Origin of the sequence: Pontivivens insulae (genome assembly GCF_900302495.1) — a bacterium.
Classification (GTDB): Bacteria; Pseudomonadota; Alphaproteobacteria; order Rhodobacterales; family Rhodobacteraceae; genus Pontivivens; species Pontivivens insulae.
The window spans coordinates 18,778-41,078 of sequence record NZ_OMKW01000002.1; the positions used below are offsets into that span (position 1 = coordinate 18,778).

The 22,301-nt window shown below is 61.0% G+C and carries 25 protein-coding genes; 12 read left to right on the top strand and 13 right to left on the bottom strand.

Going from position 1 to position 22,301, the window contains the following annotated elements:
- The first annotated feature begins 43 nt into the window (after positions 1–43).
- Entirely contained in the window at positions 44–1,207 is a 1,164-nt protein-coding gene (locus POI8812_RS05375) for an MFS transporter (protein ID WP_108781551.1), read from the top strand.
- Positions 1,208–1,253: 46 nt separating this feature from the next.
- On the opposite strand, the gene POI8812_RS05380 is transcribed toward POI8812_RS05375, so the two are convergent.
- The gene (locus tag POI8812_RS05380) at positions 1,254–2,225 is read right to left on the bottom strand and encodes a hypothetical protein (protein WP_108781552.1); all 972 of its coding nucleotides are present in this window, start codon (positions 2,223–2,225) and stop codon (positions 1,254–1,256) included.
- Positions 2,226–2,236: 11 nt separating this feature from the next.
- A complete protein-coding gene (greA, locus tag POI8812_RS05385; protein ID WP_108781553.1) occupies positions 2,237–2,707 on the bottom strand; it encodes a transcription elongation factor GreA in 471 nt (156 codons plus the stop codon).
- A 289-nt stretch (positions 2,708–2,996) separates the two neighbouring features.
- Between greA and POI8812_RS05390 the strand changes: the two genes are divergently transcribed.
- The 3 genes from POI8812_RS05390 to POI8812_RS05400 all read left to right on the top strand — a co-directional run bounded on the left by POI8812_RS05390 (position 2,997) and on the right by POI8812_RS05400 (position 7,394).
- Positions 2,997–4,649, top strand: a complete 1,653-nt coding sequence (locus POI8812_RS05390) for an electron transfer flavoprotein-ubiquinone oxidoreductase (RefSeq protein ID WP_108782475.1) — start codon at positions 2,997–2,999, stop codon at positions 4,647–4,649.
- A 202-nt stretch (positions 4,650–4,851) separates the two neighbouring features.
- Positions 4,852–6,567 (top strand): tetratricopeptide repeat protein, encoded by a 1,716-nt coding sequence (locus POI8812_RS05395; RefSeq protein WP_108781554.1) that lies wholly within the window; start codon positions 4,852–4,854, stop codon positions 6,565–6,567.
- On the top strand, positions 6,564–7,394 hold the full coding sequence (locus POI8812_RS05400) for a 4-(cytidine 5'-diphospho)-2-C-methyl-D-erythritol kinase (protein ID WP_108781555.1): 831 nt from the start codon (positions 6,564–6,566) through the stop codon (positions 7,392–7,394). Before POI8812_RS05395 ends, POI8812_RS05400 begins: the two co-directional genes overlap by 4 nt.
- On the opposite strand, the gene POI8812_RS05405 is transcribed toward POI8812_RS05400, so the two are convergent.
- Positions 7,391–8,395 (bottom strand): polyprenyl synthetase family protein, encoded by a 1,005-nt coding sequence (locus POI8812_RS05405; protein WP_108781556.1) that lies wholly within the window; start codon positions 8,393–8,395, stop codon positions 7,391–7,393. The two genes, POI8812_RS05400 and POI8812_RS05405, sit on opposite strands and share 4 nt — an antisense overlap.
- A 53-nt stretch (positions 8,396–8,448) precedes the next feature.
- On the opposite strand from POI8812_RS05405, the gene POI8812_RS05410 reads away from it, so the two are divergent.
- From POI8812_RS05410 to POI8812_RS05420, 3 genes are all read left to right on the top strand, one after another.
- Positions 8,449–8,670 carry a putative signal transducing protein gene (locus POI8812_RS05410; RefSeq protein WP_108781557.1) on the top strand — a complete coding sequence of 74 codons (222 nt, stop codon included), beginning with the start codon at positions 8,449–8,451 and terminating at the stop codon, positions 8,668–8,670.
- Positions 8,667–9,428 (top strand): tRNA1(Val) (adenine(37)-N6)-methyltransferase, encoded by a 762-nt coding sequence (locus tag POI8812_RS05415; protein ID WP_108781558.1) that lies wholly within the window; start codon positions 8,667–8,669, stop codon positions 9,426–9,428. Before POI8812_RS05410 ends, POI8812_RS05415 begins: the two co-directional genes overlap by 4 nt.
- Before the next feature lie 91 nt (positions 9,429–9,519).
- The gene (locus tag POI8812_RS05420; RefSeq protein ID WP_108781559.1) at positions 9,520–9,687 is read left to right on the top strand and encodes a YdcH family protein; all 168 of its coding nucleotides are present in this window, start codon (positions 9,520–9,522) and stop codon (positions 9,685–9,687) included.
- On the opposite strand, the gene yddG is transcribed toward POI8812_RS05420, so the two are convergent.
- From yddG to POI8812_RS05435, 3 genes are all read right to left on the bottom strand, one after another.
- Positions 9,678–10,535: an aromatic amino acid exporter YddG gene (gene yddG, locus POI8812_RS05425; protein ID WP_108781560.1), complete on the bottom strand. Its 858-nt coding sequence runs from the start codon at positions 10,533–10,535 to the stop codon at positions 9,678–9,680. The two genes, POI8812_RS05420 and yddG, sit on opposite strands and share 10 nt — an antisense overlap.
- A complete protein-coding gene (locus POI8812_RS05430; protein ID WP_108781561.1) occupies positions 10,535–11,269 on the bottom strand; it encodes a type 1 glutamine amidotransferase in 735 nt (244 codons plus the stop codon). Before POI8812_RS05430 ends, yddG begins: the two co-directional genes overlap by 1 nt.
- Before the next feature lie 61 nt (positions 11,270–11,330).
- Positions 11,331–12,263 (bottom strand): transcriptional regulator GcvA, encoded by a 933-nt coding sequence (locus tag POI8812_RS05435; protein ID WP_108781562.1) that lies wholly within the window; start codon positions 12,261–12,263, stop codon positions 11,331–11,333.
- Positions 12,264–12,389: 126 nt separating this feature from the next.
- On the opposite strand from POI8812_RS05435, the gene POI8812_RS17615 reads away from it, so the two are divergent.
- The 3 genes from POI8812_RS17615 to POI8812_RS05445 all read left to right on the top strand — a co-directional run bounded on the left by POI8812_RS17615 (position 12,390) and on the right by POI8812_RS05445 (position 13,810).
- A complete protein-coding gene (locus POI8812_RS17615) occupies positions 12,390–12,536 on the top strand; it encodes a hypothetical protein (RefSeq protein WP_162844919.1) in 147 nt (48 codons plus the stop codon).
- A 190-nt stretch (positions 12,537–12,726) separates the two neighbouring features.
- Positions 12,727–13,218 (top strand): peptidase associated/transthyretin-like domain-containing protein, encoded by a 492-nt coding sequence (locus POI8812_RS05440; protein ID WP_108781563.1) that lies wholly within the window; start codon positions 12,727–12,729, stop codon positions 13,216–13,218.
- A gap of 100 nt (positions 13,219–13,318) precedes the next feature.
- Entirely contained in the window at positions 13,319–13,810 is a 492-nt protein-coding gene (locus POI8812_RS05445; RefSeq protein WP_249033697.1) for a ferric reductase-like transmembrane domain-containing protein, read from the top strand.
- Here POI8812_RS05445 and POI8812_RS05450 read toward each other — a convergent pair.
- The 4 genes from POI8812_RS05450 to POI8812_RS05465 all read right to left on the bottom strand — a co-directional run bounded on the left by POI8812_RS05450 (position 13,798) and on the right by POI8812_RS05465 (position 17,732).
- Positions 13,798–14,283, bottom strand: coding sequence for a P-loop nucleotide/nucleoside kinase family protein (locus tag POI8812_RS05450; RefSeq protein ID WP_108781565.1), 486 nt, complete (start codon positions 14,281–14,283; stop codon positions 13,798–13,800). The two genes, POI8812_RS05445 and POI8812_RS05450, sit on opposite strands and share 13 nt — an antisense overlap.
- A gap of 230 nt (positions 14,284–14,513) precedes the next feature.
- Positions 14,514–15,236 carry an acetoacetyl-CoA reductase gene (gene phbB / locus POI8812_RS05455; protein WP_108781566.1) on the bottom strand — a complete coding sequence of 241 codons (723 nt, stop codon included), beginning with the start codon at positions 15,234–15,236 and terminating at the stop codon, positions 14,514–14,516.
- 75 nt (positions 15,237–15,311) lie between these two features.
- Positions 15,312–16,487: an acetyl-CoA C-acetyltransferase gene (locus POI8812_RS05460; RefSeq protein ID WP_108781567.1), complete on the bottom strand. Its 1,176-nt coding sequence runs from the start codon at positions 16,485–16,487 to the stop codon at positions 15,312–15,314.
- 87 nt (positions 16,488–16,574) lie between these two features.
- Positions 16,575–17,732: an alpha/beta fold hydrolase gene (locus POI8812_RS05465; protein WP_162844920.1), complete on the bottom strand. Its 1,158-nt coding sequence runs from the start codon at positions 17,730–17,732 to the stop codon at positions 16,575–16,577.
- A gap of 232 nt (positions 17,733–17,964) precedes the next feature.
- Between POI8812_RS05465 and phaR the strand changes: the two genes are divergently transcribed.
- Positions 17,965–18,552, top strand: a complete 588-nt coding sequence (gene phaR, locus POI8812_RS05470) for a polyhydroxyalkanoate synthesis repressor PhaR (protein WP_108781569.1) — start codon at positions 17,965–17,967, stop codon at positions 18,550–18,552.
- 2 nt (positions 18,553–18,554) lie between these two features.
- Here phaR and POI8812_RS05475 read toward each other — a convergent pair whose 3' ends face one another.
- Complete coding sequence (locus POI8812_RS05475) at positions 18,555–19,331, bottom strand: EAL domain-containing protein (RefSeq protein WP_162844921.1); 777 nt, start codon at positions 19,329–19,331, stop codon at positions 18,555–18,557.
- A gap of 79 nt (positions 19,332–19,410) precedes the next feature.
- On the opposite strand from POI8812_RS05475, the gene POI8812_RS05480 reads away from it, so the two are divergent.
- The gene (locus POI8812_RS05480) at positions 19,411–19,962 is read left to right on the top strand and encodes a DNA-3-methyladenine glycosylase I (RefSeq protein ID WP_108781571.1); all 552 of its coding nucleotides are present in this window, start codon (positions 19,411–19,413) and stop codon (positions 19,960–19,962) included.
- 5 nt (positions 19,963–19,967) lie between these two features.
- Here the strand turns inward: POI8812_RS05480 and POI8812_RS05485 are convergent, their stop codons facing one another.
- Both POI8812_RS05485 and POI8812_RS05490 read right to left on the bottom strand, forming a co-directional pair.
- Positions 19,968–21,629, bottom strand: a complete 1,662-nt coding sequence (locus tag POI8812_RS05485; protein ID WP_108781572.1) for an FAD-dependent oxidoreductase — start codon at positions 21,627–21,629, stop codon at positions 19,968–19,970.
- A 68-nt stretch (positions 21,630–21,697) separates the two neighbouring features.
- A complete protein-coding gene (locus POI8812_RS05490; protein ID WP_245895284.1) occupies positions 21,698–22,285 on the bottom strand; it encodes a TlpA family protein disulfide reductase in 588 nt (195 codons plus the stop codon).
- Positions 22,286–22,301 lie beyond the last annotated feature (16 nt).

The window sequence follows — 22,301 nt, forward strand, 5'->3', positions numbered from 1 at the left end:
TTTTGTCGTGGTAGGAGGCGTTTCAACGGATCGGAGCCGAACCATGCCGCGCCCTGCCGCCCTCAGCCAAGCTGGAATTCTGACTGCTGCGACCTACGCGGCCCTGTTTGCTGCACTCGGCGCGCACTTGCCGTTCTGGCCGCTTTGGTTGGAAAAATGGGGGCTCACAGCGACGGAGATTGGTACGTTCACCGCCGCCGGAATGATCGTGCGGGTGTTGGCAGGGCTTGGCGTGCCTGCGCTTGCCGACAAGCTGGGGCAGCGGCGACTGGTCCTTGCCGGGGTTGCAGGGTTTGGCGTGGTTGCTTTTGCCGTGCATGGCCTTCTGGCCGACCGCGCCGTCCTTTTGATCGCCACCCTTGGGACCGGAGTTGTCTTTGCGGGCCTTATTCCGATTGCAGATGCGCTGGGCACGGCTGCGGCGCGGGAGGGGGGCTTTGCCTACGCGCAGGTTCGGTCGATGGGGTCACTCGCCTTCGTTTTAACCAATCTGGCCTGCGGCTGGTTGATCGGGCAGATGGGGGTTGTTGTTGCGCAGTGGTGGATCGTCATCTGCCTGGCGCTGACAGTCTGGCTCGCCATTGTCCATCCGGGGGGCGGAAAGGTGCGGGATGCCGAACCGGCCCGATTGGCGGATGTCGGGCGCATGCTGATCCGACGGGAGTTCATGGCCTTCATCGGTGCGATTGGCCTCGCGCAATCGAGCCATGCGGTGCTTTACGCCTACGGCTCGCTGCATTGGGCGGCGCTTGGCGTCAGTGAAGAGGTTATCGGCGGTCTCTGGGCCTTTGCTGTAGCGGTCGAGGTCGTGTTGATGCTGGTCTTTGGGGCCGCGCTGATCCGCATTCTGGGTCCGGTTGGAGCCATCGCGCTGAGCGCGGTTGCGGGGATCGTCCGATGGGGGGCCATGGCGTTTGACCCTTCGGGCGCGTCACTGTGGTTACTCCAGGCCCTGCATGCCTTCACCTTTGCCGCAGGGCATCTGGGGGGGATCGCGTTCATCGCGGCTGCTGTGCCGGAGCGATTGGCAGCCTCTGCGCAAGGTATGTTCAGCTCGGCCATCGGCGGCATTCTGGTGGCGCTGGCCATGGCGGGGGCGGCGGTGGTCTATCCCGTTGCGGGAGGGGGGACCTATTGGATCGCCTTTGCCATGTCTTGTGGCGGGCTGATCCTAGCGGGGGTGTTGCATAAGGTGTGGCGGCGCTAGGGCGGGCTTTCAGCGATCCGGAAAGACCTCTGGGCGGAGGCGGTCCCTACTCAAATGTGCCGGTGACGGCCGCGATCAGCATGAAGGCTCGACCCGAACGGCTGTCGATGGCGCGCTCAACCTCTCCATCCGTCATGTCATCGGCCCGGTCACGCAACATCAGATCAAACCGACGCATGAAGTGCAGCGCCGCATCGCGCATCACCTCGTCCTGGCGCATGCGGGCGCGGGTGAGGGCGAGGGCGGATGTGTCTGTCATGCCCGCCAGTGCTGCCATCTCCTCCCCACGTTCGCCATGGGCAAAGCGGCGCCACAGGGCGACGTCGGTGGGCGAAGGCTCAATATCGTCCGTGTAGATCCCATCCTGCGCCAACAGGTTCAGAACGTCCTCAGCGGCCCGCAGCAACTGCGCGACCGGGCGATCCGCCATGGCGCGACGCATGGCGCGAAAACCGGCGGTGTCGTCCGCATCGGCTGGAAAGTTGAGGGCGCGCAGGATGTCGGGCATGCCGGGAGCGGCCGCACTCTCGTCCGCGGCGGGCGCCTCTAGGGGCAGGGTCGGTTGGCCGGGCACGCCGCTGGCGGCTGGTTTGACCGTCGGGCGCGGAGTTGTTGCGCGCGCCGTGTTCTGGGCGACCTCTTGCAGCGTTGTGCGATCAGCCTCCCGCCCTTCCAGAAGGGCCTTGAGTGCCCGGTCCGTCAGGTTCTGCCGCTCGATCAGCTTGTTGAGCGTCTCCTGGAAAGCCGGACTGGCGCTATCGGCAGTCACTTTCGGCGCGCCAGACTTGCGCTCCTGCATTTCATCGAGGAGGTCCACCAGATCAGCACTGTCCTCGCGGAAAGTCTCGATGTCCTGCGCCAGTTTGCCGAGCATGGCGATCAGCAGAACGGGGACAAGGATCGCGACAAGGGTGACAAGCAGGCTTAGACCTTCGCTACGCGCCACGAGGATGGCAAGCACAGTCCAAGCCAGCGCGGCCAGCAGCGCCAGACCCCATCTTCCCTTCAGGCGTGCCATGGGCAGGCCCCCTATTTGAACTCGACCGAGACCACTTCGTAGCTTTTCGTGCCGCCGGGGGTTTTCACCTCGACGCTGTCGCCCTCTTCCTTGCCGATCAGGGCACGGGCGATGGGCGATTTCAGGTTCAGGCGGCCCTCTTCGATATTGGCCTCCTGTTCACCCACAATTTGATAGACCTTTTCCTCGTCAGTGTCCTCGTCAGCAATGGTGACGGTGGCACCGAACTTGATCGAGCCTGACATGCCCGCGGTCTTGATGACCTGCGCGCGGGAAATGACGCCCTCAAGCTCTTTGATGCGGCCTTCGATAAAGGACTGTTTTTCGCGGGCAGCGTGATATTCCGCGTTTTCGGACAGATCGCCATGCTCTCGCGCCTCGGCAATCGCCGTGATGACGGCGGGACGCTCCACGAGTTTCAGATTTTTCAGTTCCGCGTCGAGCCGCTTGAAGCCGGCTTCGGTCAGAGGCACCTTTTCCACAGTCTCTCCCCCGCTTTTTGATCTGGGCAACAGTTACGAAAAAAGGCCGCGCTGCGTTCGCACGGCCCCGTTTGTTATGACGATATGGAGCAGTTGTGCCGGTTGCAAGGGTACGCGGGCAAACGGCGCTCATCTGAAACAGACTTTCTGCATTTCATCTTACGTTTGGTCATTTCCGCCGCGTCGCGTCGCTTTGGACGATTGAAAACATTGCGCAGGGCCAATACCAATTCATGCAAATGTTGCACATGCTCAGTCGAGCAGCACGGAAAACCGGGAGTGGATGATGATGGACGCTGTTGAACGCGAATCGATGGAATATGATGTCGTGATCGTTGGGGCAGGGCCTGCTGGTCTGTCTGCGGCGATCCGCCTGAAGCAATTGAATGCCGATCTGTCGGTCGTTGTACTGGAGAAAGGCTCTGAAGTTGGGGCGCACATCCTGTCCGGTGCTGTGCTGGATCCTTCCGGCCTGGACGCGCTGATCCCAGACTGGAAAGAGCGTGGCGCGCCCGTCAAAACCGAGGTGAAAGAAGACAACTTCCTCGTCCTTGGTCCGCAGGGCAAGTTGCGCATCCCGAACTGGCCGATGCCGCCGCTCCTCAACAATCACGGTAACTACATCGTCTCCATGGGCAATGTCTGCCGCTGGCTGGCTGAGCAGGCTGAGGCGATGGAGGTCGAGATATTCCCCGGCATGGCATGTTCTGAGCTGGTCTATGGCGAGAATGGCGAAGTCAAAGGTGTCGTCGCTGGTGAGTTCGGTATCGAGAAGGACGGCACCAAGGGTGCAGGCTATGAGCCGGGCATGGAGCTGCACGGCAAATATGTGTTCCTTGCCGAAGGTGTGCGTGGCTCGCTGAGCAAGATCGCGATTGCGCGCTATGGCCTCGATGCCGACAGCGATGTGCAGAAATACGGTATCGGCATCAAGGAAGTCTGGGACATCAAGCCCGAAAACCACAACGAAGGCTCTGTCACCCATACGATGGGTTGGCCGCTGGGCGGAAATGCCGGTGGTGGTTCGTTCCTCTATCACGCGGAAAACAATCAGGTCTTCGTCGGTTTCGTGACGCACCTTAACTATAAGAATCCCTATCTGAGCCCCTATCAGGAGTTCCAGCGCTTCAAGCATCACCCCGACATCGCCCCGATCTTCGAAGGTGGCAAGCGGGTGGCTTACGGCGCGCGTGCGATTACCGAGGGTGGCTTCCAGTCGATCCCCAAGACGACCTTCCCGGGCGGTGCGCTGCTCGGCTGCTCTGCCGGTCTCGTCAATGTGCCGCGCATCAAGGGCAACCACAACGCGATGCTGTCAGGCAAGGCCGCGGCGGAAGCTGCTTATGAAGCGATTGAGGCAGGCCGGTCCGGTGATGAGCTGCCCGACTACGACAAGGAGCTGCGCGACGGCCCCGTGGGCGCGGACCTCAAAAAGGTGCGCAACGTCAAGCCGCTCTGGTCCAAATACGGCCTTGTCGCGTCGTTGGTGTTGGGCGGTATCGACATGTGGGCCGCGTCCATCCTTGGCCGTCCCATCCTGGGCACGATCAAGCATGGCAAGACCGATGCAGAAAGCACGGAGCCCGCGCGTCGCCACAAGGAAATCAAGTACCCCAAGGCCGATGGCAAGCTTAGCTTTGACCGCCTGACTAACGTGTCATTTTCCGGCACGAACCATGGTGAGGATCAGCCGACGCACCTGAAGCTGAAGGACACCGACGTTCCGACCCACATCAACTTGCCGAAATATGCGGGCCCATCGCAGCGCTACTGCCCGGCGGGTGTCTACGAATTTGTCGAAGGGGATGACGGCGCCCAGCGGTTCCAGATCAACGGTCAGAACTGTGTTCACTGCAAGACCTGTGACATCAAGGACCCCAGCCAGAACATCACCTGGTGTGTGCCGCAGGGCGGTGACGGACCAAACTACCCGAATATGTGATCCCGCAAGAGAGCCCGCCGCATCCGCGCCGGGCTCTTTTCATATCGAAAGGCAACAACTGGACCGAATGTGATCACCGGACGCTTTGCCACATCGGCAAATTGCGGGCTTTGCCGTTGCGTTACTGTCGCCTGCGGCCTAGCCTTTTCGCGGCTGGTCAGCACCACCTGATCAATTGAAAGTTGTTACAGAGGACAAGCGTTTGCGTATCACCCGGTCCCTACTGCTCGCTGTTGGAATGGCAGTTTGCCTATCGCCCGTTGCCGAGGCCCGTTCCCTTTCCGGTTCCTACCTTGCCGCGCAACAGGCGCAGGCCCGCTCCGATCATGCGGAGGCCGCCTATTACTACACGCAGGCGCTGGGATTTGATCCGGCGAACGGGCTGATCCTGCGGCATGCGATGCAGGCCCATGTTGCCGCTGGTGATGTAGCGGTCGCGGCTGCAATTGCGGATCGCCTGTTGGCGCTGAACACCGGAAATCAGTTCGCGACGCTCGTCGCCATGGTGGATGATCTGACGAAGGATCAGGCGGCACAGGCGCTCGCCCGGCTCGATATGGGCGCCGAGGGGATGACGCCGTTGCTCAGCGACCTGTTGCGGGCGTGGGTAGAGCTTGAACTGGGCGCGGATGATCAAGCGTTTGAGACCTTTGCCTCCATCGGTGGATCGCAGACGCTGGAAATGTTTGGTCGATATCATGAGGCGCTGGCACTCGCATTGCGCGGGGACTATGCGGCGGCGTCTGACCTTCTGGAAAATTCCGAGACTGGCGCGATCCGACTGAACCGCCGATCCACGCTGACACGGGTGCAACTGCTTTCAATCACCGGCCAACAGGATGCTGCGCTTGAACTGGTGGAACAGGTGCTGTCCACTGGGTTTGGCGACCGGCAGTTTGAGACAATCCAGCGGCGCTTGCAGGCGGGTGAGCAGCTTGACTTCACAATCATTTCGTCCGCTCAAGAGGGTATTGCTGAGGTGTTCTTTGATCTCGCCTCGGTCCTCAATGAGGATACGGGCGATGTCGCGCTGATCTATTCCCGTCTGTCCAATCATCTCGATCCCGATATGGCGGAGGGACTTCTGCTGACCGGTGATCTGTTGTCGCGTCAGGATCAGCACGGGCTGGCATCAGAGGTGTTTGATGCGGTCGGTGCGACCGCACCTCAATTTGTCGAGGCCGAAATCGGGCGCGCGGATGCGCTTGACGCGGCCGGCAATGAGGAAGAGGCCATCGGCGTGTTGTCCGGTTTGACCCGCTCGCATCCCGAAATGCTGCGTCCGCACTACCTGTTGGGGCGTGCCCTCAGGCGAGCGGAACGGCCTGAAGAAGCGATTGCTACACTTGATCAGGCCGTGGCGTTGATTGATGCGCCAGAGCAGCGTCATTGGCTCGTATGGTATCAGCGGGGCATCTCGTACGACCATTCAGACAACTGGCCTGCGGCGGAGGAAGATCTGCGCGCGGCCCTCGCCCTCGATCCCGAGAACGCACTGATCCTGAACTATCTGGGCTATTCGCTGGTTGAGCGTGGTGGCGATTTGGACGAGGCACTGGAGATGATTGAGCGCGCGGTCGAGGCGCGGCCCTTTGACGGCTATATCACAGACTCACTCGCCTGGGTCTTGTACCGGATGGGCCGCTTCGAGGAAGCCGTGGAGCCGATGGAGCGTGCGCTTGAACTCGCGCCTGTTGACCCGACGCTCAACGACCATCTGGGTGATATCTATTGGACGGTGGGCCGCTACCGCGAGGCGGAATTTCAGTGGCACCGCGCCCTCTCCTTCGAGCCCGAGGACGATGTGGCGGAGCGGATTCGTCTGAAGCTCGACATTGGCCTTGATGAAGTCCTTGCCCTCGAAGCGGAGCAGGACGCTGAACCCGCCGAGCAGTCCGAGGCATCTGTCACGGAATGAAGCCGATCAGCGAGCTTGCGCGCGCGAAGGTCAACCTGTCGCTGCACGTCACCGGGCGGCGTCCGGACGGGTACCATATGCTCGACAGTCTGGTCGTGTTTGCGGAGATCGGGGATCGGATTGAGGTTGAGCCATCCTCAACACTGTCGCTGACGCTCGATGGCCCTTTTGCCCTGGGCCTGGCAGCGGATGAGGACAACCTCGTCCTGCGCACGGCGCGTAAGTTGCGGGCAGGCGGTACGGCCGCGATTCATTTACAAAAGAACCTGCCCGTTGCCTCTGGCATCGGAGGCGGGTCCGCGGATGCGGCGGGGGCCTTGCGCGCGCTGGCCCGCCACTGGGACGTGCCGCTCCCCGAGGCGGATGGTGTCGCCGCTCTTGGGGCGGATGTACCTGTGTGCATGATGTCCCGCACGCGTCGGATGCGAGGGATCGGGGATCGACTGGAGGCCGTTCCGACACTACCGCCTGCATGGTTGGTTTTGGTAAATCCCGGTGTCGCGGTCTCAACACCACAGATCTTCAAGTCGCTGGAATCCGTTCATAATCCCGCTATGAACCTGCCGGACCGATTTGGTGGCTTTGGGGGATTCATTGACTGGCTACAGGCCCAACGCAACGATATGCAGGCGGCGGCGATCAGGCAAGCGCCTGTTATTGAAGACGTTCTATGGGCGCTTTCATCTGCGCCATTGGCGCGGATGTCGGGTTCAGGTGCGACTTGCTTTGCGCTCGTGCCCGATCAGCAAGCGGCCTTGGGGCTCGCTGACCTCGTGCGCGAGAGCCACCCAACCTGGTGGGTGGCTGCCGCACCGATACGCGATTAGGCGATCCGCGATACGACGAAACCGGCAAGATCGTGCAGGGCGTCCTGTGCTGGTCCGCCGGGCAGGATATCTAGCGATTGGCGTGCCGCCGCCGACCAGTTGAGCGCGCGGGCCCGTGTCTCCTCAAGTGCGCCACGGGCGCGCATGATTTCCACGGCGCGGGGCACGTCGCCTTCTTCAACCCGGCCCTTGCCGATGACACGTTGCCAGAAGGCGCGCTCTGCATCATCGGCTTGCGCGACAGACAGGATGACGGGAAGGGTCAGCTTGCCCTCACGCAGATCGTCACCGGTACGCTTGCCGATGCTGGCCTCATCACCGGTCAGGTCCAGCAAATCATCTGCGATCTGGAATGCAATCCCAAGCGCGTCACCGTAATCGTAGAGTGCCTTTTCCCGTTCCGGTGATGTGCCAGCGATCACACCGCCGACTTGCGTCGCGGCAGAGAAGAGCGCCGCCGTCTTACCCCGAACAACCCGAATATAAGTGTCGGCAGTGGTCGAGAGATTGCGCGCGACAGAGAGTTGCAGGACCTCGCCCTCTGCGATCACTGCGGCGGCGTTTGCCAAGATATCGAGTACGCGGATCGAATCCGTCTCAACCATCAATTGGAACGACCGGGCAAAAAGATAGTCACCGACCAGAACACTCGATTGGTTGTCCCAGAGCAGATTTGCAGTTGGGCGCCCGCGGCGCTGCTCGCTTTCATCGACCACATCATCGTGCAGCAGGGTCGCCGTATGAATGAACTCAACCGTCGCGGCCAGCTTCACATCGTTGTCGCCCTCATAGCCGCAGATATCTGCAGCCGCCAGCGTGAGCATGGGACGCACGCGTTTACCGCCCGCGTTGATCAGATGTGCGGTCACTTCCGGAATGCGCGGTGCATTCTCGCTGGCCATGCGGGTCGCGATGAGATGGTTCACTCCGTCCAGCTTGTCGCCAAGCAGGCTTTGCAGTGTCTCGATTGGGTTGGTCACGGGGGGCGGCTCCCACTTCATTCGGTCGGTGGGGCGCACTGGACGCACCCATTGGTGCGGGCTAGACCGATGGCATGGAAGAAATCTTGCGCACCAACGACCCGACAGCCCTGAGTTTTGCGCAGGCCTTGCTGCGCGGGGAAGAAATAGACTGCTTCGTTCTGGACGTCCATATGAGTGCGCTGGAAGGCTCGATTGGAATCCTGCCGCGCCGGATGATGGTCGCGCGCGAAGACGCCTTTTTGGCCCGTTCGATCCTGACCGATAACGGTTTGGAAGTGACCCGAAAGGCATGAGCCAATTCGCCGAAGATGCGCTGACCCATGACGGATTTCTCGGCGGAGCGGTGACCATTTCCCAGCCTCGATCCGGGTATCGTGCTGCAACCGATCCAGTTTGGCTGGCAGCGTCTTGTACAGCAGGGGCGGGGGAGGCGGTGCTGGAGCTTGGCTGTGGCGCTGGCACCGCGATGGTCTGTCTTGCGCACAGGACCCGTGCGAAAGTAACCGGCGTTGAGGTGCAATCTGCCTATGCTGCACTGGCCCGGCGCAATATTGCGGCCAATGGTGTCGTTGGTGAGGTCGTAGAGGGCGATGTGGGGCAACTGCCGCCGCATCTGCGCGCTCGCAGCTTTGACCATGTGATTTTCAATCCTCCATACTTTGCACCCACAAGTGTGGCGGCAGATGATGAAGGGCGCGATGTTGCTCATCGTGAGGCGACGCCACTTGCCGTTTGGATGGATACAGCGCTGCGCAGGCTGCGCCCTAAGGGGACGTTAACCATCATTCACCGGACCGAGAATCTCGATCGAATCCTGACCGAACTTCAGGGCCGCGCGGGCTCTGTTCAGGTGCGTCCCTTGGCCGCGCGGGCAGGGCGCATGGCGGACCGTGTTCTCGTCCGTGCCATAAAGACCGGCCGCGCACCGCTGCGTCTGCTTGCACCTGCCGTGGTGCACGACGGGGCAGAGCATTTGGCCGACCGGCCAGATTTTTCCAGTTTGGCTGAGGGGATCTTGCGCCGCGGGGAAGCGCTTCGCTGGGAAGTGTAGGTAAAACTATTCGAATTACCAGTCCTGACAGCGCGCGGTGATTCGTGGCTGAATAGCCGTGTTGTGAGAAAATCAGACTGGAGGATACTGAATGAGCGTTCATTCGCATGTTGCCGAACTGAGAAAGAAGCACGAACACCTCTCCCAGACGATCGAGATGGAAGCGCGCAGCCCCGCCTCTGATCCGCTCCACCTGACGGAGCTGAAACGTCAGAAGCTCCGACTAAAAGAAGAGATTCACCGCCTCGATCACGATTGAGCGCGGCGTCCGGCGCGGGCGGCAATGATCGCCCCGCCGGTGACCAGAAGGGCGCTTAGGGCAAGCGTGGCTGTGAAGGGCGCGCGCCCTGTTGCCACCAATAGCAGGGTTGAAAGCAGTGGCGCCGCATAAGATGCCGTGCCGAGAAGCTGGATATTTCCCTTTTTCACCCCGATATCCCACAGATAGAAGGCCAGCCCGACCGGCCCCAATCCCAGCAGGATCACGCCCAGCCATGTCTCTGTGGTGGCAGGCCAGACCGTTTGCTCCAGGCCCAGATGGGCTAAGGCCGACAGGGCCGCTGTGGCAAGGCAGAACAAGGCGACCACCTCCGTCGGGACGTCGCCCACGCGCCGGGACAGCACCGAATAGCTCGACCACAAAAGGGCGCAGAGGATCGCGGCGCCATATCCAAGGGCGTGTTCGCCAGAAAAGCTGAGATCGGCCTGCAACAGGATCGCGGCCGCCCCGCTGAAGGCGACGACGGCGCCGATAATGTGTCCCCGGCGAAGCTGTTCGCCCGGCAGGAGGCCGGAGAACAAGACGATCAGCAATGGCCAGAGATAGGCAATCAAGCCCGCCTCGGCAGGCGGTGCGTTTTTGAGCGCTGTGAAATAGAAGAAGTGATACCCAAACAATCCACCAACGCCGAGAACCCAGACCGCAGGGCGCACGCCGCGCAGCCGGTCCAACCCGCCGGTCGCTATCGTCCAGACAAGGCCCAAAGCACCGCCAACGGCAAAGCACATCGCGTTGAGTTGCAGTGGCGGGATGTCGCCCGTCATTACAGTGAAAAGTGCGAGCGTCGCCCACAACAGAACTGCACCGCACCCGATCAGGGTTGGCATCAGACACGGTCCTTTGCGTCAAGGAAGAACCGCGCGAGCCACGTGCCCCACTCGGCATTGTGGACGGGTTGCGACAGCGTGGCGAGCGCGGCCTGCCCACGATCCTCCGGGATGACGTCGGGCATACGGGTGCGTACGATGTCCGCGACAAACTCCGCCGAGAATTCCGGATGGGGTTGCACGGTGATCGCGGCTGGAGCCTCGACATCGCCATAGACCAAGGCGGCGTATTCGCAAAAGGCTGAGGAGGCGAGCACCGTCGCATTCTCGGGCCGTTCGATGACCTGATCCTGATGCACGGCCCGACCGGCAAACATCTGCCCCAATCCTGTCATCCAGCTTGGCTGTGCCTTCACCTCATATGCGTGAACGCCAACACCCCAGCCGCGATCCGATTTGACGACCTTTCCGCCCATCGCCTCTGCAATGATCTGGTGGCCAAAACAGATCCCGGCGAGCGGCGCGCGGGCGGCCATACAGTCGCGTAAGAACTGCATCAGAGGCTCGATCCACGGAAGCCCGTCATAGACCCCGTGGCGTGAACCGGTGACGATCCATCCCTCGCATTGAGTGGGGCTGGTTGGAAAAGCCCCACCAACAACGCTGATCGTCTCAAAGGTGAAGCCCTCGGCGGATTGCCCGATCAGTGCCTCGAAAAGCGGGGGGTAGGCGCCATGGCCCAGGTCCTGCAAATCCTGCGTGACCTCGCCCGTCTCCAGAATTCCGATATGCATGGCACCCTCCCTTGTTTCGCGCCGACGCTAGCTTTCGTCCCGGTCCAGGAAAAGGGCTGAATTATACTGGAACAAGATCACGATCTTCCGCCAGCTGTGCGGTTTGCGCGATCTCTGCCTTTATCCACTCGGTAAAGGTGGCAATGGCAGGGCGACCTTGCTGCCCCAAAGGACAGATCAACCGGTAGTGCGCGGGGATCGTAAGTGCCAGCCGGAACGGTGTGACGAGCCGCCCGCTCAGCAAATAGCGGTCGCACAGCGACGACCGGCCCAGCACGACACCTGTTCCTTCAAGGGCCATGTCGATGGCGTGGTCGGCTTGCGAGAATCTGTGCCCGTGCAGGGTCTCAGGTACCTCGACGCCTGCATGTTTGAACCATGCCCGCCAGCCTGGAGGGGCGCTGAGGAAATTCAGGCTTTCATCGTGGATCAACATCAGATCCAGCAGGTCGCGCGGCTCATTGATCTGTTCGGCCAGGGACGGCGTCATCACAGGGCTGAGCCATTCGTCCAGCAGGTGAACGGAGTGCAGCCCCTCGTCGGAACTGGTGCCGAACCGAATGGCCACGTCAATCTCATCGCGCATGAAGTCCATGATCTTGAGCGATGCGGAGACGCGCATGTCGATCTCGGGGTTCATCTGCGCGAAATCGAACATGCGCGGGGCCAGCCATTTCGCGGTAAAGCCGGGGCCAGCCGTGATGGTCAGCGTGGTGTCTTCGGCCAGCCGTTGCGTGGCCCGCCAGCTCGCGCGCAATTGATCGAAGGCGTCGCGGGTGCCGGGGGCCAGAACGCGACCCTCTTCTGTCAGTTCGACCGCGCGGTTGAGGCGGCGAAACAGTGGAACGCCCAGATGCTCTTCAAGGCTTTTGATTTGATAGCTCAGTGCTGCGGGCGTCACGGCCAATTCATCGGCTGCATCGCGAAAGGACATATGGCGGGAGGCGGCCTCAAAGGCACGCAGGGCGGTCAGCGGGGGAAGGCGATCAGACATATTCAGTTAAATACAGCTTATCTGAAGTGATAGAAAGTCTCGTTTGTAGAATGCGCGTATTGCCCACATATTCAACTCCAGAAACAGACAGACGCCCGACAGGGCCCCGAAATTGGAGTTAAGCAAATGTATGACACTGCGCATATCCGCCCGACCGCAACCCGCCGCGCCCTCACGATGGCAGAGATTGAGGCCCGCGCACATATCGCACGGTCCGAGACTGCACATAGCATGCTGCGCGCCCTGCGCCGCGCGCTGGTTGGTCGCCGCTGAATAGGTTTGTTCCGACGCGGTGCCGCAGGTCAACCCGCCGGCACCCCGCAGAACCATCGAGGCCCGGTGAAAATTCACCGGGCCTTTTTTTTGGTCGGCTGCGCCACTGCCCGACGCAAAATTCTGCGCTAAACTGTGACGGAATACGGACGTCCATGCGTATCAAGTTTGGAATTTAAGGAGTGTCGCAATGAGTAAGATGCACACGACCCGACGCACAGTGCTGCGCAAAGGTGCGATTTTGTCTTTGTCTGCCCCGTTCCTGTCGCTTGGCAGTGGCGCGGCGGCACAGGCTCTGACGCCTACGACCACTATGCGCGGAGGGTCTAACAATTATCGTCCCGGCGCCCCGATCGTGGAACGCATCGGCGGCGGAGGCTTCTGGATGACAGGGACAGTGCGGCGCGCAAGCGACGGCGCGCCCCTTGCGGGCCAGCGCATCCAGATCTGGGCCCATACGACAGAGGGGCATGAGCGGGATGCCCACAGTCATGGTGCCACGCTTACGGATGCCCAAGGCGTCTATCGGATGGAGATGCCCCAGATCGTCCCCGCCTTCGGGCAGGCGCACGGCCATCTGGCCTATGACAGTGGCGACTATCAGACCGTCTTTTTGCGGCCGCTGATGGCGAGCCCCACTCAGACGAGTCTTTCGGCCGACTTCGTATTGGTTGAGGCATAATCTGACCATGTCCGCCGGGGCGAAGTGGTCGGTCCTATTGGTGTGCCTCGCTGTTCCGATTGCGTTGTCGTTGACCAGTCCGCTGCTGCAATGGCGAGACATGATTTACATTATCTCCGCATTGGCGGGGGTGATCGCCATGTCTTCGATATTGTTGCAAGCCGTCGCCATGACCGGCCTGCTTCCCCTCGATCAGGCACGCGCACGCCGTGTGCATCGTTTCGGGGGCATGTCATTGTGCGCGTTGGTCGTGGTGCATGTCGGTGGCTTGTGGCTGACCAGTCCGCCTGACGTGATCGATGCGCTGACTTTCAAATCTCCAACGCCCTTTGCGCCATGGGGCGTTGTCGCGATGTGGGCTGTCCTCGGATCGGCTTTGATCGCCGTTCTACGATCGCGGACTTTGCTACGCTGGAGGGCATGGCGGCGCGCCCATCTGGTTTTTGCCTCGGTTATCGTGGTGGGCACCATCGTCCACGCAGTTCTGATACTTGGGACGATGGAGCCGGTGTCGAAATATGGGCTGAGTGTGCTGGTGTTCGCCGCCTTCGCGCTCGCCGTGCGCCGCAGCCTGTGCCGTCACGGAGTGTAGCGGCGGATGCTCAACCCCTCGGCAGGATCGGGCGGCGCAAAATGTGCGGTGATGCGCCGGAACTGATCTTCGGTCACGGTAAACGGATGGGTGCCGAGCGCATTGCGCTCCATCAATCGGGCGAGGCAGACCTCGTCGGTGACATCCAGGTGATGCACGATATGCGGTGCATCAGCTTTTGCAGCCATCGCGACCAGCGCGCGACGCTGCGCAACGGTATTTGCGGGGAAATCCATAACCACGGATACGCCCGCACGCAGAAGGGCCGCGACATGCGGGCCAATGACTTGCGCAAGCCGACCCGAGAACCGGACATAGTCTTGCAGGTCCGTCATCTCTGGTCCGTAAAGGGTAGAAAGCCAATGGTCCTCGGACAGCAGCACCGTTGCCGGGGCGTCCGCGAGCTGACTTGTCAATGTCGATTTGCCTGCGGCGACCTTGCCGCAGACGAGGTGAAGGGTCGGGGATGTCATGTGGATCGTCCTGACGGGCGCTTCGCGCCCTATGCAGCTGTGAAAAAAGGGTGATCAAACCGGCCCTTTCAGGCCGGGATCGTAAAACGCAGACACAAGTCTGCGCCCTCGCTATTCACTACGCTCTGCATGGGCCGGGACCATAGCCGCCAAAGACGTTCTGGCAAGCAAAAAGGCCCGGCGCATTGCCGGGCCTTTCTCTAGTCACTCTCGGGCCAAGCCCTGTCGTATCAGACGAAGAACTGCGCACCGTTCGCGGAGATTGTGGAGCCGTTGATGAAGCCAGCATCGTCGGAAGCGAGGAACACGACGGCGCGGGCGATCTCTTCTGGCTCGCCCAGACGGCCAGCAGGGATGCCGGCGACGATGCTGTCACGCACTTTCTCGGGGATTGCCATGACCATCTCGGTCGCGATGTAGCCCGGGCAGATCGCGTTGGCGGTGATGCCTGCGCGCGCGCCTTCCTGCGCGAGGGATTTCACGATGCCCAGATCGCCCGCTTTCGTCGCAGCATAGTTCACCTGCGCGAACTGGCCCTTCTGACCGTTGATGGAGGAGATGACGATCACGCGGCCGAATTTACGCTCACGCATGCCGGGCCAGACGGGGTGTACGGTGTTGAACACGCCGGTCAGGTTGGTGTCGACAACTTCGTTCCACTGCTCAGGCGTCATCTTGTGGAACGGCGCATCGCGGGTGATGCCCGCATTGGCGACAACCACGTCGATGGGGCCAAGGTCAGCCTCGACCTGCTCGATACCAGCCTTGGACGCGGCATAATCTGCGACATTCCACTTGTAGGTCTTGATGCCGGTGGCTTCGGTGAAGGCGGCGGCCTTCTCATCATTGCCGGCGTAAGTTGCCGCAACGGTGTAGCCTTCGGCCTGCAGGGCCTTTGAAATTGCTTCGCCAATACCGCGGGAGCCGCCGGTGACCAGTGCAACACGTGCCATTTTGTTTCCTCTTCGTTTCTTGAATTTGTGTGGGGGAAGGGGGAGCAGGCCGGGCGACCTGCCCCTCAGTTCAGATCAGTCGCGCTCGATGCACATGGCAACGCCCATGCCGCCGCCGATGCACAGGGTGGCCAGACCCTTTTTCGCGTCACGGCGCTGCATTTCGAACAGCAGCGTGTTCAGCACGCGGCAGCCGGACGCACCGATCGGGTGGCCGATTGCAATCGCGCCACCGTTCACGTTCACGATCTCAGGATCCCAACCCATTTCCTTGTTCACGGCACAGGCTTGTGCGGCAAAGGCTTCGTTGGCTTCCACCAGATCGAGGTCGGAGGCGGACCAACCTGCCTTATCTAGCGCCTTTTTGGACGCATAGACCGGGCCGACACCCATGATGGAGGGGTCAAGGCCAGCGGTCGCGTAGGACGCGATGCGCGCGAGCGGCTTGATGCCCCGAGCCTCGGCATTTTCCTTGCTCATCAGCAGAACCGCGGCTGCGCCGTCATTGAGACCAGATGCGTTGGCTGCCGTGACCGAGCCATCTTTGGTGAAGGCGGGGCGCAGCTTTTGCATTGCCTCAATGGTCGCGCCGTGACGGATATACTCGTCGGCATCCACGACCGTCTCGCCCTTGCGGGTCTTCACGGTGAAGGGGATGATCTCATCCGCGAATTTGCCAGCTTTCTGGGCTGCTTCCGCCTTGTTCTGAGACGCGACGGCGAAGGCGTCCTGCTCATCGCGGGTGATCTGCCATTGGTTCGCGACATTCTCTGCCGTCTGGCCCATGTGGTAGCCGTTGAACGCGTCCCACAGGCCGTCCTTGATCATCGTGTCGATGAACTTCGTGTCGCCCATTTTGGTGCCCGCACGCATGTGGGAAGCGTGGGGCGAAAGGCTCATGCTTTCCTGTCCACCGGCGATCACAACATCTGCGTCACCCAGCTGGATGTGCTGTGCGCCAAGGGCCACGGCGCGCAGGCCGGACCCGCATACCTGATTGATGCCCCACGCAGAGGCTTCCTTGGGCAGGCCGGCATTGATGTGGGCCTGGCGCGCAGGGTTCTGGCCCTGTGCGGCGGTGAGAACCTGACCGAGGATCGTCTCGCTGACGTCTTCCGGGGCGACGCCTGCACGCTCAAGCACGCCCTTGATCACAGCAGCACCAAGATCATGCGCAGGCGTGTTTGCAAAGGATCCGTTGAATGACCCGACCGCAGTGCGGCCTGCAGATGCGATAACAACATTCGTCATGGTATCTCTCCCATATCCAGTTTTGTTGCGGCGCAACATAGACGGCTCAATCTGAAAAATCCACCGCTGCGTCCGATTGCATACCGCCTATGTAGCATGTGCATGCAAAAAGCGAGCAATCGGGCGGATGACGTCACGGTGACTGTTCCGGCCGATGATCATTCCGACATGGCCGGTTTGGGGCCTCACAACCTCTGCCCCGCTGATCTGCTTTGGCAGGGCCTCGGCATTTGCGCTGGGGGCAATCCGGTCGTCAGTCGCGCAGATTGAAAGGGTTGGGCAGGTGATCCGGGTTGGATCGACGGGGCCGCCCAGAACTTCCCACTCCGCACTGGCCAGCGTGTTGGACAATTGCCAATCGATCAATAACGCCTCTGCGACGGGGCCCGGAAGATTGACGGGCGCGTTCAGCCAATCCTCCACCGCGACGAAGCGTTTGGCCTCAAGGCTCTCCGGGTCGAGCGTCGAGAACGCCGAAAACTTGCGTAGTGCAAGACCGGGATCGAGGCTGACAAAGGCCGCCTGAAGCAGTTCGTGCGGAACAGAGCCCAGCGTTTGCGTGATTCCCCTCAGGCCCTGCCGCAGCAATGCGGTGTTCTGGCTCAGGACCGAGGCGGCGGTCTGGGCGACCCAGATGTTGTTTTGGCAATTCCACGGCGTGCCCATCGTGACCAACGCGCAGATATCGTGGCTCAAGCGCGTTGCGGCGGCCACGGCAAAGGCCCCTCCCATGCAATAGCCCAGCACCGGGATCGGACCACCGTTGAGAACGCGGGCTATCGCTAGCGCGGGCCGCAACCGCAAATCGGCATAATCCGACAGGCCGAACGGCTGCTCTGCAGTGCCCGGAATTCCCCAATCGAGCAAAAGGGGCCGAACCCCCTGATCCGCCAATTGTTTCAGAAAAGAGCATTCCGGCATCAAGTCCAGGATGTCCGCCCGATTGATGAGAGAGGGCAGCACCAGCACAACCGGCGCGCCGTGCTCGCCAAAATCGAGCAATCGGGTTGATCCATCGGACCACAGGACCGGGGCGGCGCCATCCTCTCTTTGATAGGGGTGAGCGCGCCAGATCTCTATCCCCTTGAGCATGGCGGCCAGCTGCTCGGCCCCGGCGGCTGCAATCAGGGCCGGATCCGGGGCAGTTGGATCGGCAGGCGCGCAGGTAATTGCCTGCTGAACCAGCGCTGCCGCCTGAGCGAGATGAAGCGGCAGCGGACTGGGCCCAGACCTGTGAGATGACACCAACCCACTCATCGATCAGGCTTTGGTGGGCCGGAGCGCGCAAGCTCGGACGCCCGCGCCAGCCACTGGGCCAGCCACGTCTTCGCATCCTTCTGAGGCGTGTCCTTGTCTTCCATGTTTTTGCAATAGCACGGCTGCACGGAACGTCACCTGCGATTTTGCATTGCGGCAGATATGTGCAGCGCGGTAGGATTTCCTCAAGGTCAGCGCAAGACCGTTGGGGAGTGACATCATGGCGGCACGGAAAGTCGATCCGGAACAACCGATCATCATCAAGAAATACGCCAATCGCAGGCTCTACAACACCGCGAAGTCGAGCTATGTGACGCTCGACCATCTGGCGCAAATGGTGCGTGAGGGTGAGGATTTCGTCGTCAATGATGCAAAGACCGGCGATGACATCACCCGCTCGGTCCTGACACAGATCATTTTCGAGGAAGAAGCGAAAGGGCAGAACATGCTGCCTACGAACTTTCTGCGACAGTTGATCCGGCTTTACGGCGACACGTTGCAAGGGTTCGTGCCGGGCTATCTTGATGCATCGATGGACACGTTCGCCCGCAATCAGGAAAAGATGCGCGATCAGGTCAGATCTGCCTTTGATGCAAATCCGGCCATCGCGAATTTTGAGGCGATGACACGCTCCAACATGGAGTGGTTCGAGAATACCATGCGCATGTTCACGCCCTTCGCCGCGTCACAAACCCCGCCACCGGAGCCGGCGACAAATGATGAGGACAAGGATGGGGAGCTTGATGCGCTGAAAGATCAGCTTGCCCAGATGCAAGAGCAATTGTCCGAACTGGTGCGCAAAGGCTGAGCTCAGCCCGTCTGCGCGCGGTTGGGAAAGGGAATGAGGGCTGGAACTTCGGCCCGCCCGAAATGATGGCCCTGCAAGGCCTGAACACCCAGATCGGTCAGGCAGGCAGCCTCTCCTGCTGTTTCCACAAATTCCGCGACAGTCAGCAGGTCGAAATGGTCCGCGATGGTCGTCATCGCGCGGACCAGAACCTGAAGGTCGGGATCGAAATCGATCCTGCGGCTGAACCCACCATCCAGTTTTAGACCATCCAGCGGCAAGTCCCGGATCTTCAGAATGGCCGTGTGACCCGCACCGAAATCGTCGAGCAGGATTGCGGGGCCGAGGCGCCGGATCTCCAGCAGAAAATCCTTCGCCACGACACAATCGTAAAGCGCCGATTCGGTTACTTCGATGATCAGGCGATCCGCCACGTCCTGACGGCATCGGGCGAGGGAGCGCAGCGTGGCGAGCCATTCTTCGTCCCCCAGCGTTCGACCACTGATATTGATCGAGAAACGCTCATCAGGTGCTTTCATCATCCGCTGGGCGACACGCCGCAGGACAAGCCGATCAAGTTGGGCAATGGTCCCATCCCGTTCCAGGGCAGGCAGAAAGCGATCGGGGGTGAGGAGTTCCCCAGACGAATTGCGCAAACGGGCCAGCCCCTCCTGAAACGCGCATAGGCCAGACCCCGCGACGACAATTGGTTGATAGGCCAGGACAAGCTGGGCATCCGCGACCAAGTCGGGTGTGCCTGTAAGGCCGGTCTGATCGTCGTGCCAATCGCTCATCGCCATACCGTGCCCTCGCCAAATTCGACTATCGCTCATATTGTTCGCGAATTGTTCTAAACGAATCGTGAAGAGGAGCGGGGAAATGGTAGAGCGCTGTGGCTGGTGCGGGTCTGACCCGATCTATCAGGACTATCACGACACCGAATGGGGCGTGCCCGAATATGACAGCCGCGCTTTGTGGGAGAAATTGATCCTCGATGGCTTTCAGGCGGGGCTGAGCTGGATCACGATCCTCAAGAAGCGGGACGCCTTTCGAGAGGCCTTTGACGGGTTCGATCCCGCCCGTGTCGCGCTTTACACCGAAGCGGATGTGGAGCGTCTGCTCGGCAATCCGGGCATCGTGCGCCATCGCGGAAAGATCGAGGCGACCATCGGCAATGCTCAGGCCTATCTGCGGATTGAAGAGCGGGAGGGATTTGACACCTTCCTGTGGAATTATGTCGGCGGCAAACCCATCGTGAACCGCTTCGCCACGATGGCAGAGGTGCCTGCCGAGACGCCGCTGAGCAAACATATCTCAAAAGACCTCAAGAAAGAGGGTTTCAAGTTCTGTGGACCCACCATCGTCTATGCCTTCATGCAGGCCGTCGGCATGGTCGACGATCATGTGCAGGGCTGCTGGCGGGCGAAGTAGAAGGGCTATCCCGTCCCTTCCGCGGCGAGATAGGCGTGGACATGACTGATACAGACCGAGCCTTCGCCGACACCTGATGCGACACGCTTGACGGAGCCGGACCGCACGTCGCCTACTGCGAAAATTCCCCGCGCCGACGTCTCGAAGGGCGTCGCGCCGTCCCGTCCCGTCAAAACGAAGCCGTTCGCATCCAGCTTCACGCAATCACCCATCCAACCCGTGTTCGGGGTTGCGCCGATCATCACGAAGACGTTCGGAATGGCATGGATCTGCGCCTCACCAGTTTGCCGGTTGCGGAATGTGACCTCTTCAAGTGCGCGATCACCGTGAAGCCCGGAAATCTCGGTATGTGTGTGCAGCGTGATGCGCGAAGACTGTTCAATGCGACTGACCAGATAGTCCGACATGCTGTCGGCCAGGCCGTCACCGCGAACGAGCACATGCACATGATTTGCATGACGCGAGAGAAAGACAGCCGCCTGTCCGGCAGAATTGCCCCCGCCCACGACCGCAACATCAGCGCCGGAGCAGAACTGCGCTTCCAGTGCCGTTGCGGCATAATGGATGCCCTGACCCTCAAACGCTGCATAGTTCTCAAGATCAAGTGTCCGGTAGGTGGCGCCGCATGCCAGGATCACGCTGCGGGCATGAACCGTTTGACCGCCGGACAAGGTGAGGTGGAACTTGCCTTCGTCGCGGTGAATGCCGTTGGCCGGCCGGGCAATCGCGAAGGTCGCGCCGAATTTTTGGCCTTGGATCCATGCCCGACCGGCAAGGGCTTGCCCGGATATGCCGGTCGGAAAGCCCAGATAGTTTTCGATCTTGGAGCTGGTGCCAGCCTGGCCGCCGGGCGCTTCTGATTCGATCACGATCGTGTCCAGCGCCTCGGATGCACCGTAAACGCAGGCTGAAAGCCCCGCAGGTCCGCCGCCAATCACGGCGAGGTCAAACAGGTGATCTTCTGGCAGTTCCTCAGTCAGCCCCAGACGATCTGCCAAGTCTGGTGTGGTCGGGTTTACCCAAATCTCGCCATCAGGTGTGCAGATGACCGGAAGGTCGTCGCGCTGATCGCACAACAGCCGCGCCGCCTCTTCGGTGCTTGGGTCGATCTGTCGGACCGGATAGCCGTTGCGCGACAGGAACCGGTTCATTCGGATGACATCGCGATCTGTGCGCGCGCCGATCAGGAGTACGCCCGCTTCCTTGTGTACGATAAATGCGGTGCGCCTCAAAATGAAGGCCCGCATGATGATTTCGCCAATATCCTGCTCGGTGCTCGACATGCGGCGAAATTGGTCGCGTGTCAGGCGAACGAGGCGACTGTCCTCCCCGGTGCGCCCGTCCACGAGGATGGCGCGACGGTTGAACAGATCCAACTCGCCGGTGAATTGGTGATGGGCGTGAGTGGTGACAACGCGATCCGCCTCTTTGGGGGCGTGCTCAATAATCTCAATCGAGCCGGAGAGGACGAGAAAGAAATCAACACCGCGGTCACCGCGACTGAACAATACGCTACCTTTCGGCCGCGTCTCCTCGGTCCCATAAGTGCGAAGCCTGGAAACCTGTTCGTCGGTCAGGATTGGAAAGGTCTGCTGCTGCCGCTCGTAAGGATCAGCGGAATCCACGTCACCGCGGGCGGCCTCAATCGCATTTTCCTCTGGCCGCATGGGCAGTACTCCTTCAATCGGTCAGATCAAAGGTATTGCGTGTCGCCACAAAGCCAAATGAGTTTTGCCTAGCTACCGGTCTGCGCAATCACCGCCTCGATCAGCGCGCGGGCATCGGCATCTGCCCAATGTGCGCCACCTTGCAGGCGCGCAATTTCATTGCCCTCGCGATCCATCAGCACAGTGACGGGCAGGCCCAAGACGCCGGAGCGGCGGGCAAGTTGGCCTTGCGGGTCGAGCAGGATGGGCAGCTCGCTCACCCCGATCTCACCAAAGAAAGCGCGGATGCCGGGCAGGGAGTTGCGTCCCGTGGCAACAGGCACAACAGCAAAGTCCTCTCCACCATAGTCGCGCTGGAGCGCTTCAAGATCCGGCATCTCCTCCCGGCAGGGCGCGCACCACGTGGCCCAGAAGTTCAAAAGCACGATCTGCCCTTCATAGTCGGCCAGCGTGAATTCGTTTCCATCCGGGTCGGTGAAGGGGCGGTCGGGCAGGGCCTGTGGTTCGGAGTGGATGACAAGCTTGCGCATATCGCCCTCTTGCAGGCCCGCCATGACCGATTGCAGGTCTTGCGCGTTTGCCAAGGCGGCGCTGCCTGCGTAGAACACCGCCAAGGTGACTGCTTTGGTCACCATACCACTGATCCAAGCGCTCATCCGCTGTACTCCCAGT